This window comes from Streptomyces sp. NBC_00078 (genome assembly GCF_026343335.1).
In the GTDB taxonomy this organism is placed as follows: domain Bacteria; phylum Actinomycetota; class Actinomycetes; order Streptomycetales; family Streptomycetaceae; genus Streptomyces.
The window spans coordinates 2,305,834-2,319,014 of sequence record NZ_JAPELX010000001.1 but is presented as its reverse complement, the minus strand read 5'-3'; the positions used below and the strand labels follow the sequence as shown (position 1 = coordinate 2,319,014).

Sequence of the window (13,181 nt, the reverse complement as noted above, 5' to 3'; positions counted from 1 at the left end):
CCTTTGTGAGTACGCGCGCGGCACAGGCACTTCGGCACGGTGGGGATGTCGTGTGCGCGGTACGCGGGCTGACCAAGACCTATCCAGCGGTACGGGCGCGCCGGGGTGTGCCGGGGACGCCCGCGGTACGGGCCACCGACGACGTACGGCTGGACATCCGCCGGGGTGAGATCTTCGGTCTCCTCGGCCCCAACGGAGCCGGCAAGTCCACCCTCGTCCGGCAGCTGACCGGGCTGATGCGGCCCGACTCCGGGCGGGTCGAGATCCTCGGGCACGACATCGTGCGGCACCCGGAGCGGGCCGCGCGGATCCTCGCCTACCTGGGACAGGAGTCCAGCGCGCTCGACGAGCTGACCGTGTCGCTGGCCGCCGAGACGACCGGGCGGCTGCGTGGCCTTCAGACGCGGCAGGCGCGGGACGAGCGGGACGCCGTACTCGAAGAACTCGGCCTTACGGCCATCGGCGGGCGGGCGCTCAAGAAGTTGTCCGGCGGGCAGCGGCGGCTCGCGTGCCTCGCCGCCGCGCTGGTCGGGGAGCGGCCGCTGCTCGTGCTCGACGAGCCGACCACCGGGATGGACCCCGTGGCCCGGCGGGCCGTGTGGGCGGCGGTGGACCGGCGGCGGGCCGAGCGCGGGACGACCGTGCTGCTCGTCACCCACAACGTCATCGAGGCCGAGACCGTCCTCGACCGGGTCGCCGTCCTCGACCGGGGCCGGGTCATCGCCTGCGACACCCCCGCCGGGCTCAAGGAGCAGGTCGCCGGGGAGGTCCGGGTCGAGCTGGTGTGGCGGGAGACGGCGCCGCTGCACGTCCCCGAGGTCGCCGCGCTCAAGGAGCGGGCCACCGAGTCCGGGCGCCGCTGGACGCTCAGGCTCGCCCCCGAGGAGGCGCGTGCGGTCGTCGCCACCGTCACCGGCGGCAGCGCCTTCGCCGCGCTCGACGACTTCACCCTGGCCACGCCCAGCCTTGAGGACGTGTACCTGGCGCTGGGCGGCGCCGCGCAGCAGGGGTTGGTGAAGGCGTGAGCGACGTGGTCGTGAGTGCGCGGGCCGCCGCAGCCGTATGGTCCCTACGAGAGAGGCCCAGCGCCTCAGTGGGACCGAGCGAGAAGGGGAACAGCGCGACGTGAGTGCCCTACCCGCCGATGCCCTGCCGGGCAGTGCCCTGGTGGTGGAGGAGGCCGACAGCGGCGCGGCCGAGCTCGGGCCGCGGGCGCGGATGTGGCCTGCTCTCGTGGCCGTGTACCGGGCGCAGCTGTCGCGCGCGCGGGTCGCGCGGATTCCGCTGCTCTTCGTGGCGACCTTCCAGTCGGTCGGGATCATGATCCTGATGCGCGGGGTCGTGGACGGCGGGGGCGAGGCCGAGTCGGTGGTGGCCGGGGCGTCGGTGCTGGTGGTGGCCTTCGTCGCGCTGAACCTGCTGGCTCAGTACTTCGGGCAGCTGCGGGCGAGCGGTGGACTCGACCACTACGCCACGCTGCCCGTGCCGCCCGCATCCGTGGTGCTGGGGGCGGCGGGCGCGTACGCGTCGTTCACCGTGCCGGGGACCGTGGTCACGGCGGTGTTCGGGTGCGCGCTGTTCGGGTTGCCGATGGCGCACCTGTGGGTGCTCGTCGCGGTCATTCCGTTGGCGGGTGCCGCACTGGCGGGGCTGGGGGCGGCGCTCGGCCTGCTCGCGCCCCGGCCGGAACTGGCCACGCTGCTCGGGCAGATGGGCATGTCCGCGGCGCTGCTGCTGGGGGTGCTGCCGGCCGACCGGATGCCGGGGGCCGTGCGGTTCGCCCGGGATCTGCTGCCGTCGACGTACGGCGTCGAGGCCTTCGCGCGGACCTTCGGGCCGCATCCCGACTGGGCCTTCGTGGCCGGGGACCTCGCCGTGTGCGCCGGTGTGGGTGTCCTCTCGCTCGCCGTCGCCACCTGGGCGTACCGGCGGGCTGCCGTCCGGTGACGCGCCACACAGGCGGGCCTGGCACGATGGCAGGGTGACCGCACCGTTGACTCCGCCTCCGCCGCCGCATGAACCGACCTCGCACCATGCGTGGCAGCCGCCGGCTGCCGGGCATGTCGCTCCCGCGCCGCATGACGCGGCCTGGGACGGTACGTACGGACAGGACGGACCCGGGATGAAGACCGAAGTGCGGGAGGCCGCCGTGATCACGGTGGCGGTGACGCTCGCCGGTGTGCTGCTCGGGGTGCTGTGGTGGTGGCTGGCGCCGCATGTGCCGCTGGTCGGGGACGTGGCCGACAAGAGGTGGATCGTCTATCTCGCGGACAGCGAGGGGGAGCAGGCGATCGGGGTGGACGGAACGTTCACTCTGCTTGCGGTGGCCTTCGGTGCGGTGAGTGCGCTCGCGGTCTTCCTGTGGCGGCGGCGTGGCGGCGTGCCGTTGGTGGTGGCGCTGGGGGTCGGGGGGCTGCTCGGGTCCCTGCTGGCCTGGAAGATCGGGGTGTGGCTCGGGCCCGCGCAGGATGTGATCGCCCATGCGAGGGCTGTGGGCAAGGGGGTCAGGTTCTCTGCGCCGCTGAAGCTTGGGGCCAAGGGGGCGTTGTTGGCGTGGTCGTTGGCCGCGCTGGTGGTGCACCTTGGGCTGATGGCGTTGTTCGGGCCCCGGGATCCGGAGCCGTCTCAGGAACACGGGGGTGTTCCCGAGGGTCCTTACGGGGCGCCGAGGGCGTAGGGCGTCGGGCGGGGCGGTGCCGTTGTGGTCGCGGCGGTCACTTTTCGCCCCCGCCGCCCCGTCCCGTCCCGTCCCCAGGGGCTCCGCCCCTTCGGCCCCGCCGGGGGCTTTACCCGGGCTTTACCCCCTGGACTCCCCATCGGCCTGAACGGCCTCGTCCTCAAACGCCGGACGGGCTGAGAGGGCGCGGCCCTGTCTGGGTTGGGGGGTGGGGATGGTGGGCTCGCCCTCGAATGGCGGACCTTGAGAGGGCGCGGCTCTGTCTGGGTGGGGGGATGGTGACCTCGTCCTCGAATGGCGGACGGGTCGGCGTGCCGCGGTCGGCCTTTGAGGGGCGGGGCACGGTTATGCCCGGCGGTGGCCGTGGTGGGAGCGGGCCTACGTGGTGCGCCACTGGCGTTTTGGGGTTTTCTTCGGCATGTCCCTCGTACTTGACCGAGTAAGGGGCAGTCGTCGAGGCGTCAGGCGCGCCCGATGGAGGCCAGGACCGCTTCCGTCAGCTTGGTCAGGTCCTCGGGGGAGAGTTCTACCTCAAGGCCGCGGCGGCCCGCCGAGACGCAGATCGTGGTGTGGGCCGAGGCCGAGGCGTCCAGGACCGTGGGGAGCTTCCGGCGCTGGCCGAGGGGGGAGATGCCGCCGCGGACATAGCCCGTGGTGCGCTCGGCCAGGGACGGGTCCGCCATCGCGGCGCGTTTGCCGCCGACGGCCGAGGCGAGGGCCTTCAGGTCCAGCTGGCCGGCCACCGGGACCACCGCGACCGTCAGTGCGCCGTCCACGTCCGCCACCAGAGTCTTGAAGACCCGGTCCGGAGAGACGCCCATCGCCTCTGCGGCCTCCTCGCCGTACGACGGGTGGGAGGGGTCGTGGTCGTAGGAGTGGACCGTGTACCTGACGCCGGCGGAGGTCAGGGCCACCGTCGCCGGTGTGCCGCCCGCCTGCTGCTGTTTCTTCGGCTTCTTCGCCATCGGGGGCCTTCGCGGTGAGGTCAGTTGAGACTCGTCTGGCCGCGCGTCAGGTCCGACGCCGGCAGTGACGGCAGGCTACGGATGATCGACGTCTCGGAGCGAAGGAGTTTCAGCTCGTCGCGCAGCCGGGACGCGGTGTCCGGGGCCTGGAGCAGACGCTGCTTGGTGGGCGTGTCCAGCATCATCGCCGCCGCCACCAGGTAGGAGACCACGGACGGCTCGTCCGGGAGGTCGGCGCCCGTGGAGAGCGAGCGCTCGCGCGCGCCCGCCAGGCGCTTCTGGTACTGGCGGAACGCGCGCAGCACGCCCTCGGCCAGCGCGCCCGCCTCGTCACCCGGATCCTCCGGCAGCTCTTCCAGCTCCGCCGTCAGATACGGGCCCGACGCGTCCACGGACACCAGACGCACCCGGGTCGTCCCCGTCGCCAGGACCTCGAAGGTGCCGTCCGCGCGCTCGCGGATCGTCGCCGCGTCCGCCACACAGCCCGTCGCGTGGAACGACTTGGCGGGGTCGGGGCCGAAGCCCGCCGAGGGCCCCCGGTCGGGCAGGGCCGTGGGGTCCGGCATGCCGGGCGCGCTCGGTGCCACCTCGTGGCCGTCGCGGATCGCCACGACGGCGAACCGGCGCGGTTCGTCCTCGGGTGCCTTGAGCAGTTCGCGCATCATGGCGCGATAGCGCTCCTCGAACACGTTCAACGGAAGCACCAGCCCCGGGAACAGCACCGAGTTCAGTGGGAAGAGGGGGAGACGGACGGTGGTCACGGCGCAAAAGCCTAATGGTCGCCGGAGCCGGCGCGTCCGCCGCGCCCACTCCGTGGATACCGGGACGGGGCCAGGGGGCCTGGCGTACGGGCGCGGATGTCGCCGCGAACCCTGAGAAACAGGGCCAGCGGGTCGTCCGACATCCGGTCCCAGGGGAAGGACGTGGCACAGGCGCCGATCCGGTTGACTTCGACAAGGGCGTCCTGCCAGCGGTCCAGGCGTACGAGGACGTACAGCAGCTTGTTGCGGATCTCGGCCGGCCACGGGTCGGCGACCGGGAAGCGGGCGGACAGCGCGATCGCCCGGTCGGCCGCCGCGTCCAGCCGCTCGCGTGGCACCTCGGCACCGCCGACGCCGCCGGTCAGATAGGCCAGCGCCGCACGTGAAGGCAGCGCCTGGATGAGGGAGTCCGGCGGGGCGTCCTGTGCGGCCCGGTCGGCGAAGTCGAAGCACTCGAGGTGGGAGCCCTGCCAGGAGGCGGCCAGATAGCGCAGGGCCGCCACATGGCAGCCGTAGTGGTGCGGGGCACGGCGCAGTGCCGCCTCCCAGAGTTCACCGAAGTACTTGGGCCCGGCCTCGGTGCCGCGCGCGTGGTCCAGCGCGAGCCGCCACGGCACCGGGTCGCGGTCGTCGCCGAGGGCCGCCGCCGTGATCAGGGGGCTCACCCCGCGCAGCAACTCCGCGCGCGCCGGGGAGCGCCAGGCGTGGTCCACCGCGAGCTGGGCTCTGAGCAGCAGCACGTCCGGGTCGTGCGGGGCGTCGGCGTACCAGCTCTCCAGCCACTGCGGGCGGGAGTGCGCGAAGGCCGCGAGCCGTCTCGCGTACCGGTCGCGGTTCTCCCAGGCGGCGGTGGCGCGCGTGGCGGCGAGCAGTGCGGCCGCGGGGCCGTGCTCGCCGCGCGCGGACGCGACCAGCGCGGGGCCGAGGCGGTCGTCGGGCGCGTCGAGGAGCACCTCGTCGTCGGCGGGAAGTCCGGTGACGGGGCGCGGCGTGGTCCGGGACGTCCGGGCCGTGCGACTGAACGGGTGCAGCAGAGCCATGGTGTCGACCATTGAAAGGCCGCAGGTCAACCCGGCGCCAGGGCCTATCGGCAACTCGTGGAAAGTTGTACGCAGATCGGTCAAGTGCAGGTAAAAGGTGATTGTTCAACAACTGTTCGACTGTGAAGGACCAAGCCACGGGTCCCGCCGTACGTCAGTTGCGCCGCAGCATCCTCGTGGCCCCCGCCGCCACCGTCGTCGCCAGGATCCAGCCCAGCAGGATCATCGCCGCCGCCAGCCACTGCCAGCCGCCCTGCAGCCGCCAGACACCGACCTGGCCCAGGTCGATGACCGGGAGCAGCAGGTCGAGGGCGAACAGGGCCGGGTTCCACGGGGGATGCCCCCCGGGCTGCACCGGCGGATGGCTCGCGTGGGCGAAGGCCAGCGAGCCCGCTGCCCACAGCACCGCCATCCACACCGCCGCCCGCCCCGGCCGGTACCCGTAGGCCACCGTCCAGTCCTGCGCGTACCCCCAGAGCTTGGCGGCGATCGGCAGGCTCTCGCGGCGTCGCCGCTGCTTGGCGAGGAGCACCTCGCGGGCGTCCTCGTCCTCGCCGCCGGACCGCAGCACGGACGCCAGTCGCTCGTACGGCTCCGGGTTGTACTCGGCGGTCGCGGCGGCCACCCACTCCAGCCGCTCGGTGAGGGGGAAGGGCCCCTGCGGTACGAGGTTCTCGTACTGGAAACCACCCATGTGCAGGTTGCCGGGGGGCGGCCAGGCGCTCGCCCGGTCGATCAGGTTGACGACCCGCGCGCCCGACAGGACGATTTTGCCGCGCTGCGGACGCTCTCCGAGGAAGCGCAGCTCGGGCGTCTGCACCCGGCGCAGCGACAGTTCCTGGTCCTCGGTGAAGGTGAACCGGGCCCGCTCCAGGTCGACCGCGTCCTCGAACCGTCCGTCGTCCAGCCGTACTCCGCCCTGGCACTCGAACCGCTGGATCCGCGTCCCGCGCGCGGGCGTCGCGCCGCTCAGCATCGAGGCGCCGACGCCCGCCGGGGTCAGGTACAGCGTGCGTCCGACGGTCAGCTGGGGAGCGTTCAGCGCGAGCCGGGAGTACGGGTTGGCCAGCCGCGCGCCGCGCAGGCTCAGCGAGACGCCGACCTTCGCGCTGCGCAGGCTCAGCTCGCCGTGCGACTCCAGCAGCTCGGCCTGGAGGTCCTGGCCGACGGTCATGCCGTCGGCGGCGATGGAGCGGCCGCTGCGGTCGCGGTAGACGATCGCCTGGTTGATCAGCAGATCCGTGCCGATGTGCGCGTCGGTCAGCCGGATGCCGTTGTTGAAACGGCACCGCGGGAGGTGCAGATCGCCCTCCGTGCGGACGCGGGCCGCCTCCAGGCGCGGCACCGAGCAGTCCACCAGCCGCAGGGTCGTGAAGTGGGCCTCCGGCAGCAGGACGTCCCGCTCGAAGCGGCAGGCGCGCATCTCGACGTACGGCGTGACCGTGCCGCCCGCGAGGTCCAGGGTGCCGCTGATCTGCACACCGCGCAGCTTCAGGGACGACACACGGCCGGCCAGCGCGGGCGGACCGTCCAGCAGCAGCCAGCACACGATGCGCGCCCGCACGGTCCGCCCGGGCCCCCAGGGGTGGCCGCCGTGCGGATCGTCGACGAGCGTGTCTCCGCTGCTCAGGTCGTACACACTGCCGTTGCGGAAGGCCTGCCACATGCCGGCCTCGGCGGCGGTCAGGTCCTCCGGCAGGTCTCCGGTGCGGATACCGGCCCCCTCGGTCACTGCTCTTCCCGCACTGCTTTTCCAACCTCCTGGCTCACCCGTTTCGCACAACTGTTCATGCCCGCTGTGTGACGCCTCGAACGCTAGACGTGAAGGCGATCTTCCGGGTTCCGCCGAGTTCTGTATCAGCCATTGATACGCGCGAACGACGCCGGACCAGGGTCTGAGAGAATTGAGCCCGTGCTGCAATATTCGCTCTTGGCCCGAATCGATCTGCGCGGCGACGCCCTTCCCGAGGGACCCGCCCTGCGCGACCTGCTGCCCCGAGCCGACTTCGACGTCTCGGCCGCCCTGGAGAAGGTGCGTCCGATCTGCGAAGCCGTGCATCATCGGGGTGACGCGGCGCTGATCGACTTCACCGAGAAGTTCGACGGGGTGCGTCTGGAATCCGTACGGGTCCCGGCCGCGGCGCTCGAAAAGGCTCTTGAGGAACTCGACCCCGCCGTGCGCGCAGCCCTGGAGGAGTCCATCCGGCGCGCCCGCCTCGTCCACCGCGAGCAGCGCCGCAGCAGTCACACCACCCAGGTCGTGCAGGGCGGCTCGGTCACCGAGAAGTGGGTGCCGGTCGAGCGGGTCGGGCTGTACGCGCCCGGCGGGCGGTCCGTCTACCCGTCCTCCGTGATCATGAACGTCGTACCGGCCCAGGAGGCCGGCGTCGCCTCGATCGCGCTCGCCTCGCCCGCCCAGGCCCAGTTCGGCGGACTGCCCCACCCGACGATCCTCGCCGCGTGCGCGCTGCTGGGCGTCGACGAGGTGTACGCGGCCGGCGGCGCGACCGCCGTCGCGATGTTCGCGCACGGCACAGAGTCGTGCGCCCCGGCCAACATGGTCACCGGCCCCGGCAACATCTGGGTCGCCGCCGCCAAGCGCTACTTCGCCGGCAAGATCGGCATCGACGCCGAGGCCGGCCCCACCGAGATCGCGATCCTCGCGGACGACACGGCCGACCCGGTGCACGTCGCCTCCGACCTGATCAGCCAGGCCGAGCACGACCCGCTCGCCGCCGCCGTCCTGGTCACCGACTCCGTCGCCCTCGCGGACGCGGTCGCGAAGGAGCTGGAGACGCAGGTCGCGGCCACCAAGCACATCGAGGACCGGATCCGCCCGGCCCTAGCCGGCCGGCAGTCCGCGATCGTGCTCGTCGACGGCGTGGACGAGGGACTGCGAGTGGTCGACGCGTACGGCGCCGAGCACCTGGAGATCCAGACGGCCGACGCGGCCGCCGTGGCCGACCGGGTGAAGAACGCCGGCGCGATCTTCATCGGCCCCTGGGCGCCGGTCTCGCTCGGCGACTACGCGGCCGGCTCCAACCACGTGCTGCCGACCGGTGGTTGCGCCTGCCACTCCTCGGGCCTGTCCGTCCAGTCCTTCCTGCGCGGCATCCACATCGTCGACTACACGAAGGACGCGCTGGCCGAGGTCGCGCACCACGTGGTCACGCTGGCGGAGGCGGAGGACCTGCCGGCGCACGGCGCGGCGGTCAAGGCACGGTTCGGCTGGAAGGTACCCGAGAGCAAGTGACTGGCATCGACGATCTCCCCGTACGGGACGAGCTGCGCGGCAAGTCCCCTTACGGCGCGCCCCAGTTGGACGTCCCCGTACGGCTGAACACCAACGAGAACCCGTACCGGCTGCCCGAGCCGCTGGTCGAACGCATCGCCGAGCGCGTCCGTGAGGCGGCCCGAAACCTCAACCGCTACCCGGACCGGGACGCCGTGGAGCTGCGCACCCAGCTCGCCAGGTATCTGACGGACACGTCGGGCCACGAGGTAGGCCTGGCCAACGTCTGGGCGGCCAACGGCTCCAACGAGGTCATCCAGCAGCTGCTGCAGACCTTCGGCGGACCGGGCCGCACGGCCATCGGCTTCGAGCCGTCGTACTCGATGCACGCGCTCATCGCGCGCGGCACGGGCACCGGCTGGATCTCGGGCCCACGCACCGAGGACTTCACGATCGACCTCCCGGCCGCCGAGCGGTGGATCGCCGAGAACAAGCCGGACGTCGTCTTCATCACCACTCCCAACAACCCCACCGGCAACGCGGTCCCGCGCGAGACGGTCCTCGCGCTGTACGAGGCCGCGCAGGCGGCGAAGCCGTCGATGGTGATCGTGGACGAGGCATACGTCGAGTTCAGCCACGGCGACTCGCTGCTGCCGCTCATCGAAGGCCGGCCGAATCTCGTCGTCTCCCGGACGATGTCGAAGGCCTTCGGCGCGGCCGGACTGCGGCTCGGCTACCTCGCGGCCCACCCGGCCGTCGTCGACGCCGTCCAGCTCGTACGACTGCCGTACCACCTGTCGGCCGTCACCCAGGCGACCGCGCTGGCCGCCCTGGAGCACACCGACACGCTGCTGAAGTACGTCGAGCAGCTGAAGACGGAGCGGGACCGGCTGGTGAGCGAGCTGCGGGCGGCCGGTTACGAAGTCGTCGAGTCCGACGCGAACTTCGTGCAGTTCGGCAGATTCGACGACGAGGGCGGCTCGCACGCGGTCTGGCGGAGGATCCTGGACCGGGGCGTCCTGGTCCGGGACAACGGCGTACCCGGGTGGCTGCGGGTGTCCGCCGGAACCACCGAAGAGAACGACGCGTTCCTCGACGCGGTCCGTGAACTGAAGAAGGAGCAGAGCACATGAGCCGCGTAGGACGCGTGGAGCGGGTGACCAAGGAGACCTCGGTCCTCGTCGAGATAGACCTCGACGGGTCCGGCAAGGTCGACGTGTCGACAGGCGTCGGCTTCTACGACCACATGCTCGACCAGCTCGGCCGGCACGGTCTGTTCGACCTGACCGTGAAGACCGAGGGCGACCTGCACATCGACTCGCACCACACCATCGAGGACACCGCCCTCGCGCTCGGCGCCGCCTTCAAGCAGGCCCTCGGCGACAAGGTCGGGATCTACCGCTTCGGCAACTGCACGGTCCCGCTGGACGAGTCCCTCGCCCAGGTGACGGTGGACCTGAGCGGCCGCCCGTACCTCGTGCACACCGAGCCCGACAAGATGGCGCCGATGATCGGCGAGTACGACACCACGATGACCCGGCACATCCTGGAGTCCTTCGTGGCCCAGGCCCAGATCGCGCTGCACGTGCACGTGCCCTACGGGCGCAACGCGCACCACATCGTCGAATGCCAGTTCAAGGCGCTCGCGCGGGCCCTGCGCTACGCCTCCGAGCGTGACCCGCGCGCGGCCGGCATCCTTCCGTCCACGAAGGGCGCGCTGTAAAGCCATGAACGGACTGTCGACCATCCTGATCGTCGTCGGCCTCTTCCTGGTCGGCGGCATCATCTCCTTCGCCAAGCAGCAGATGCCGAAGAGCCTCATCGTGCTGCTCTCCATCAGCGCCGCGATGTGCCTGCTCGCGGGCGTGCTGAGGCTGGAGGTGTGGAATTGAGCAGCCCCAAGAAGGTCGTGGTCTTCGACTACGGCTTCGGGAACGTCCGCTCCGCCGAGCGTGCCCTCGCCCGTACCGGAGCCGACGTCGAGATCACGCGTGACTTCGACACGGCCATGAACGCCGACGGCCTGCTCGTGCCGGGCGTCGGTGCCTTCGCCGCCTGTATGCAGGGCCTGAAGGAGGCGCGCGGCGACTGGATCGTCGACCGCCGGCTGTCGGGCGGGCGTCCGGTCATGGGCATCTGCGTCGGCATGCAGATCCTCTTCGCGCGCGGCATCGAGCACGGCGTGGAGACCGACGGCCTCGACGAGTGGCCCGGCTCGGTCGAGCCGCTGCAGGCCGAGATCGTGCCCCACATGGGCTGGAACACCGTCGAGGCACCGGCCGACTCCGAGCTGTTCGCCGGCCTGGACGCGGACGCGCGCTTCTACTTCGTGCACTCCTACGCCGTTCACGACTGGTCCCTCGAAGTGCTCAACCCGGCGATGCGCGCCCCCAGGGTGACCTGGGCGACGCACGGCAAGCCGTTCGTGGCCGCCGTCGAGAACGGCGCCCTGTGGGCCACCCAGTTCCACCCCGAGAAGTCCGGCGACGCCGGAGCGCAGCTGCTCACCAACTGGATCGGAACCCTGTAGACCATGGCCAAGCTCGAACTCCTCCCCGCCGTCGACGTCCGCGACGGCCAGGCCGTCCGCCTCGTGCACGGCGAGTCCGGCACGGAGACCTCGTACGGCTCCCCCCTGGAGGCGGCCCTCGCCTGGCAGCGGTCGGGCGCCGAGTGGCTGCACCTGGTCGACCTGGACGCCGCGTTCGGCACGGGTGACAACCGCTCGCTGATCGCCGAGGTCGCGAAGGCGATGGACATCAAGGTGGAGCTGTCCGGTGGCATCCGCGACGACGACACCCTCGCCGCCGCCCTCGCCACCGGCTGCACCCGGGTGAACCTCGGCACGGCCGCCCTGGAGACCCCGGACTGGGTCGCCAAGGTCATCGCCGAGCACGGCGACAAGATCGCTGTCGGTCTCGACGTACGGGGCACCACTCTCCGCGGCCGCGGCTGGACCCGCGACGGCGGCGACCTCTTCGAGACGCTGGAGCGCCTCAACAAGGAGGGCTGCGCGCGGTACGTCGTCACGGACATCGCCAAGGACGGCACCCTGCAGGGCCCCAACCTGGAGCTCCTGAAGAGCGTCTGCGCGGCGACCGACCGCCCGGTCGTGGCATCCGGCGGCGTGTCGTCCCTCGACGACCTCCGCGCCATCGCGGAGCTGGTACCCCTCGGTGTCGAGGGCTCCATCGTCGGGAAGGCCCTGTACGCGAAGGCGTTCACCCTGGAAGAGGCCTTGGAGGCGGTGGCCCAGTGAGTGAGGTACGACGGGTGAAGACGGGTGCTCCCTGGGAGGAGGCCTTCGGCTACTCCCGCGCGGTCGAGCTGCCGAACGGCCTGGTGCTGGTCTCCGGCTGCACGTCCATAGTGGACGGCGAGATCGCCGGCGGCGGCCCGTACGAGCAGGCGGTCAACGCCTTCAACGTCGCGCTGACGGCGCTCGGGCAGGTGGGCCTCGGGCGTGACGACGTCGTGCGCACGCGCATGTACATCACGCACGCCCGGGACGTGGAGGACGTCGGGCGTGCGCACAAGGAGCTGTTCGACGCCGTCCGCCCCGCCGCATCGATGATCATCGTCTCCGGTTTCGTGGACCCCAGCCTGGTCGTCGAGGTCGAGGTGGAGGCGTTCCGAGGGGGTTCCGCATGAGCCTTGCGGTCCGAGTCATCCCCTGCCTGGACGTGGACAACGGCCGGGTCGTCAAGGGCGTCAACTTCCAGAACCTGCGCGACGCGGGCGACCCCGTCGAGATGGCCAAGGTGTACGACACCGAGGGCGCCGACGAGCTGACGTTCCTGGACATCACCGCCTCGTCGGGCAACCGCGAGACGACGTACGACGTGGTGCGCCGCACCGCCGAGCAGGTGTTCATCCCGCTGACCGTCGGCGGCGGTGTGCGCACCGCCGAGGACGTGGACAAGCTGCTGCGGGCGGGTGCGGACAAGGTCGGTGTCAACACCGCCGCGATCGCCCGTCCGGACCTGATCCGTGAGATCGCGGAGCGCTTCGGGCGGCAGGTGCTGGTCCTGTCGGTGGACGCGCGCAGGACCGAGAGCGGGTCCTTCGAGGTCACCACCCACGGCGGCCGCAAGGGCACCGGCATCGACGCCGTCGAGTGGGCCCACCGGGCCGCGGAGCTGGGCGCGGGCGAGATCCTGCTCAACTCGATGGACGCGGACGGCACGAAGGACGGCTACGACCTGGAGATGATCGCGGCGGTCCGCAGGCACGTGACCGTCCCGGTGATCGCCTCGGGAGGCGCCGGCAAGCTCGCGCACTTCCCGCCGGCCGTCGCGGCGGGCGCGGACGCGGTGCTGGCGGCGTCGGTGTTCCACTTCGGTGATCTGCGGATCGGGGAAGTGAAGCAGGAGCTGAAGGCCGCGGGACACCCCGTCCGCTGACACCGGCCTCGGAGACATCACCCTCGGAGAGACACCACTCCGGCAGAAACGAAAGAGAAGTTGCGCAAAATAGATTGCGCAACTTTCCTTTCGTTTCTAGCCT

Annotated in this window: 15 protein-coding genes; 11 read left to right on the top strand and 4 right to left on the bottom strand. The window is 71.5% G+C overall.

Annotated elements, in window-relative coordinates:
• Positions 1-50 precede the first annotated feature (50 nt).
• The 3 genes from OOK07_RS10870 (at position 51) to OOK07_RS10860 (ending at position 2,677) form a co-directional block, all read left to right on the top strand.
• The gene (locus OOK07_RS10870; protein ID WP_266679174.1) at positions 51-1,025 is read left to right on the top strand and encodes an ABC transporter ATP-binding protein; all 975 of its coding nucleotides are present in this window, start codon (positions 51-53) and stop codon (positions 1,023-1,025) included.
• A 100-nt stretch (positions 1,026-1,125) separates the two neighbouring features.
• Complete coding sequence (locus OOK07_RS10865) at positions 1,126-1,947, top strand: ABC transporter permease (RefSeq protein WP_266679172.1); 822 nt, start codon at positions 1,126-1,128, stop codon at positions 1,945-1,947.
• Between the two features lie 34 nt (positions 1,948-1,981).
• Positions 1,982-2,677 (top strand): AAA family ATPase, encoded by a 696-nt coding sequence (locus OOK07_RS10860; RefSeq protein ID WP_266796137.1) that lies wholly within the window; start codon positions 1,982-1,984, stop codon positions 2,675-2,677.
• Between the two features lie 461 nt (positions 2,678-3,138).
• On the opposite strand, the gene ybaK is transcribed toward OOK07_RS10860, so the two are convergent.
• The 4 genes from ybaK to OOK07_RS10840 all read right to left on the bottom strand — a co-directional run bounded on the left by ybaK (position 3,139) and on the right by OOK07_RS10840 (position 7,175).
• A complete protein-coding gene (ybaK, locus tag OOK07_RS10855; RefSeq protein ID WP_266679168.1) occupies positions 3,139-3,642 on the bottom strand; it encodes a Cys-tRNA(Pro) deacylase in 504 nt (167 codons plus the stop codon).
• 20 nt (positions 3,643-3,662) lie between these two features.
• The gene (locus OOK07_RS10850; protein ID WP_266679166.1) at positions 3,663-4,403 is read right to left on the bottom strand and encodes an LON peptidase substrate-binding domain-containing protein; all 741 of its coding nucleotides are present in this window, start codon (positions 4,401-4,403) and stop codon (positions 3,663-3,665) included.
• 11 nt (positions 4,404-4,414) lie between these two features.
• Positions 4,415-5,455: a hypothetical protein gene (locus OOK07_RS10845; RefSeq protein WP_266679164.1), complete on the bottom strand. Its 1,041-nt coding sequence runs from the start codon at positions 5,453-5,455 to the stop codon at positions 4,415-4,417.
• Between the two features lie 142 nt (positions 5,456-5,597).
• Entirely contained in the window at positions 5,598-7,175 is a 1,578-nt protein-coding gene (locus tag OOK07_RS10840; protein ID WP_266679162.1) for an oxidoreductase, read from the bottom strand.
• Between the two features lie 180 nt (positions 7,176-7,355).
• Here OOK07_RS10840 and hisD point away from each other — a divergent pair, with 180 nt between their 5' ends.
• The 8 genes from hisD to hisF are packed head-to-tail and all read left to right on the top strand — an operon-like array spanning position 7,356 to position 13,078.
• On the top strand, positions 7,356-8,696 hold the full coding sequence (gene hisD / locus OOK07_RS10835; RefSeq protein WP_266796136.1) for a histidinol dehydrogenase: 1,341 nt from the start codon (positions 7,356-7,358) through the stop codon (positions 8,694-8,696).
• Positions 8,693-9,808, top strand: coding sequence for a histidinol-phosphate transaminase (locus tag OOK07_RS10830; RefSeq protein WP_266796135.1), 1,116 nt, complete (start codon positions 8,693-8,695; stop codon positions 9,806-9,808). Before hisD ends, OOK07_RS10830 begins: the two co-directional genes overlap by 4 nt.
• A complete protein-coding gene (gene hisB / locus OOK07_RS10825) occupies positions 9,805-10,398 on the top strand; it encodes an imidazoleglycerol-phosphate dehydratase HisB (protein ID WP_266679156.1) in 594 nt (197 codons plus the stop codon). Before OOK07_RS10830 ends, hisB begins: the two co-directional genes overlap by 4 nt.
• 4 nt (positions 10,399-10,402) lie before the next feature.
• Positions 10,403-10,567 carry a CG2302 family histidine operon protein gene (locus OOK07_RS10820; RefSeq protein WP_266679154.1) on the top strand — a complete coding sequence of 55 codons (165 nt, stop codon included), beginning with the start codon at positions 10,403-10,405 and terminating at the stop codon, positions 10,565-10,567.
• Positions 10,558-11,205 carry an imidazole glycerol phosphate synthase subunit HisH gene (hisH, locus tag OOK07_RS10815; protein WP_266796133.1) on the top strand — a complete coding sequence of 216 codons (648 nt, stop codon included), beginning with the start codon at positions 10,558-10,560 and terminating at the stop codon, positions 11,203-11,205. The genes OOK07_RS10820 and hisH overlap by 10 nt, the downstream gene beginning before the upstream one ends.
• Positions 11,206-11,208: 3 nt before the next feature.
• Positions 11,209-11,934 carry a bifunctional 1-(5-phosphoribosyl)-5-((5-phosphoribosylamino)methylideneamino)imidazole-4-carboxamide isomerase/phosphoribosylanthranilate isomerase PriA gene (priA, locus tag OOK07_RS10810; protein ID WP_266796132.1) on the top strand — a complete coding sequence of 242 codons (726 nt, stop codon included), beginning with the start codon at positions 11,209-11,211 and terminating at the stop codon, positions 11,932-11,934.
• Positions 11,931-12,326 carry a RidA family protein gene (locus OOK07_RS10805; protein ID WP_266679148.1) on the top strand — a complete coding sequence of 132 codons (396 nt, stop codon included), beginning with the start codon at positions 11,931-11,933 and terminating at the stop codon, positions 12,324-12,326. Before priA ends, OOK07_RS10805 begins: the two co-directional genes overlap by 4 nt.
• Positions 12,323-13,078 carry an imidazole glycerol phosphate synthase subunit HisF gene (gene hisF / locus OOK07_RS10800; protein ID WP_266796130.1) on the top strand — a complete coding sequence of 252 codons (756 nt, stop codon included), beginning with the start codon at positions 12,323-12,325 and terminating at the stop codon, positions 13,076-13,078. Before OOK07_RS10805 ends, hisF begins: the two co-directional genes overlap by 4 nt.
• Positions 13,079-13,181 lie beyond the last annotated feature (103 nt).

Coding starts and splice junctions, on each gene's coding strand:
- ybaK (WP_266679168.1), bottom strand. CDS start 3,642: ATGGCGAAGAAGCCGAAGAAACAGCAGCAGGCGGGCGGCACACCGGCG.
- OOK07_RS10845 (WP_266679164.1), bottom strand. CDS start 5,455: ATGGTCGACACCATGGCTCTGCTGCACCCGTTCAGTCGCACGGCCCGG.
- hisB (WP_266679156.1), top strand. CDS start 9,805: ATGAGCCGCGTAGGACGCGTGGAGCGGGTGACCAAGGAGACCTCGGTC.
- OOK07_RS10820 (WP_266679154.1), top strand. CDS start 10,403: ATGAACGGACTGTCGACCATCCTGATCGTCGTCGGCCTCTTCCTGGTC.
- priA (WP_266796132.1), top strand. CDS start 11,209: ATGGCCAAGCTCGAACTCCTCCCCGCCGTCGACGTCCGCGACGGCCAG.
- hisF (WP_266796130.1), top strand. CDS start 12,323: ATGAGCCTTGCGGTCCGAGTCATCCCCTGCCTGGACGTGGACAACGGC.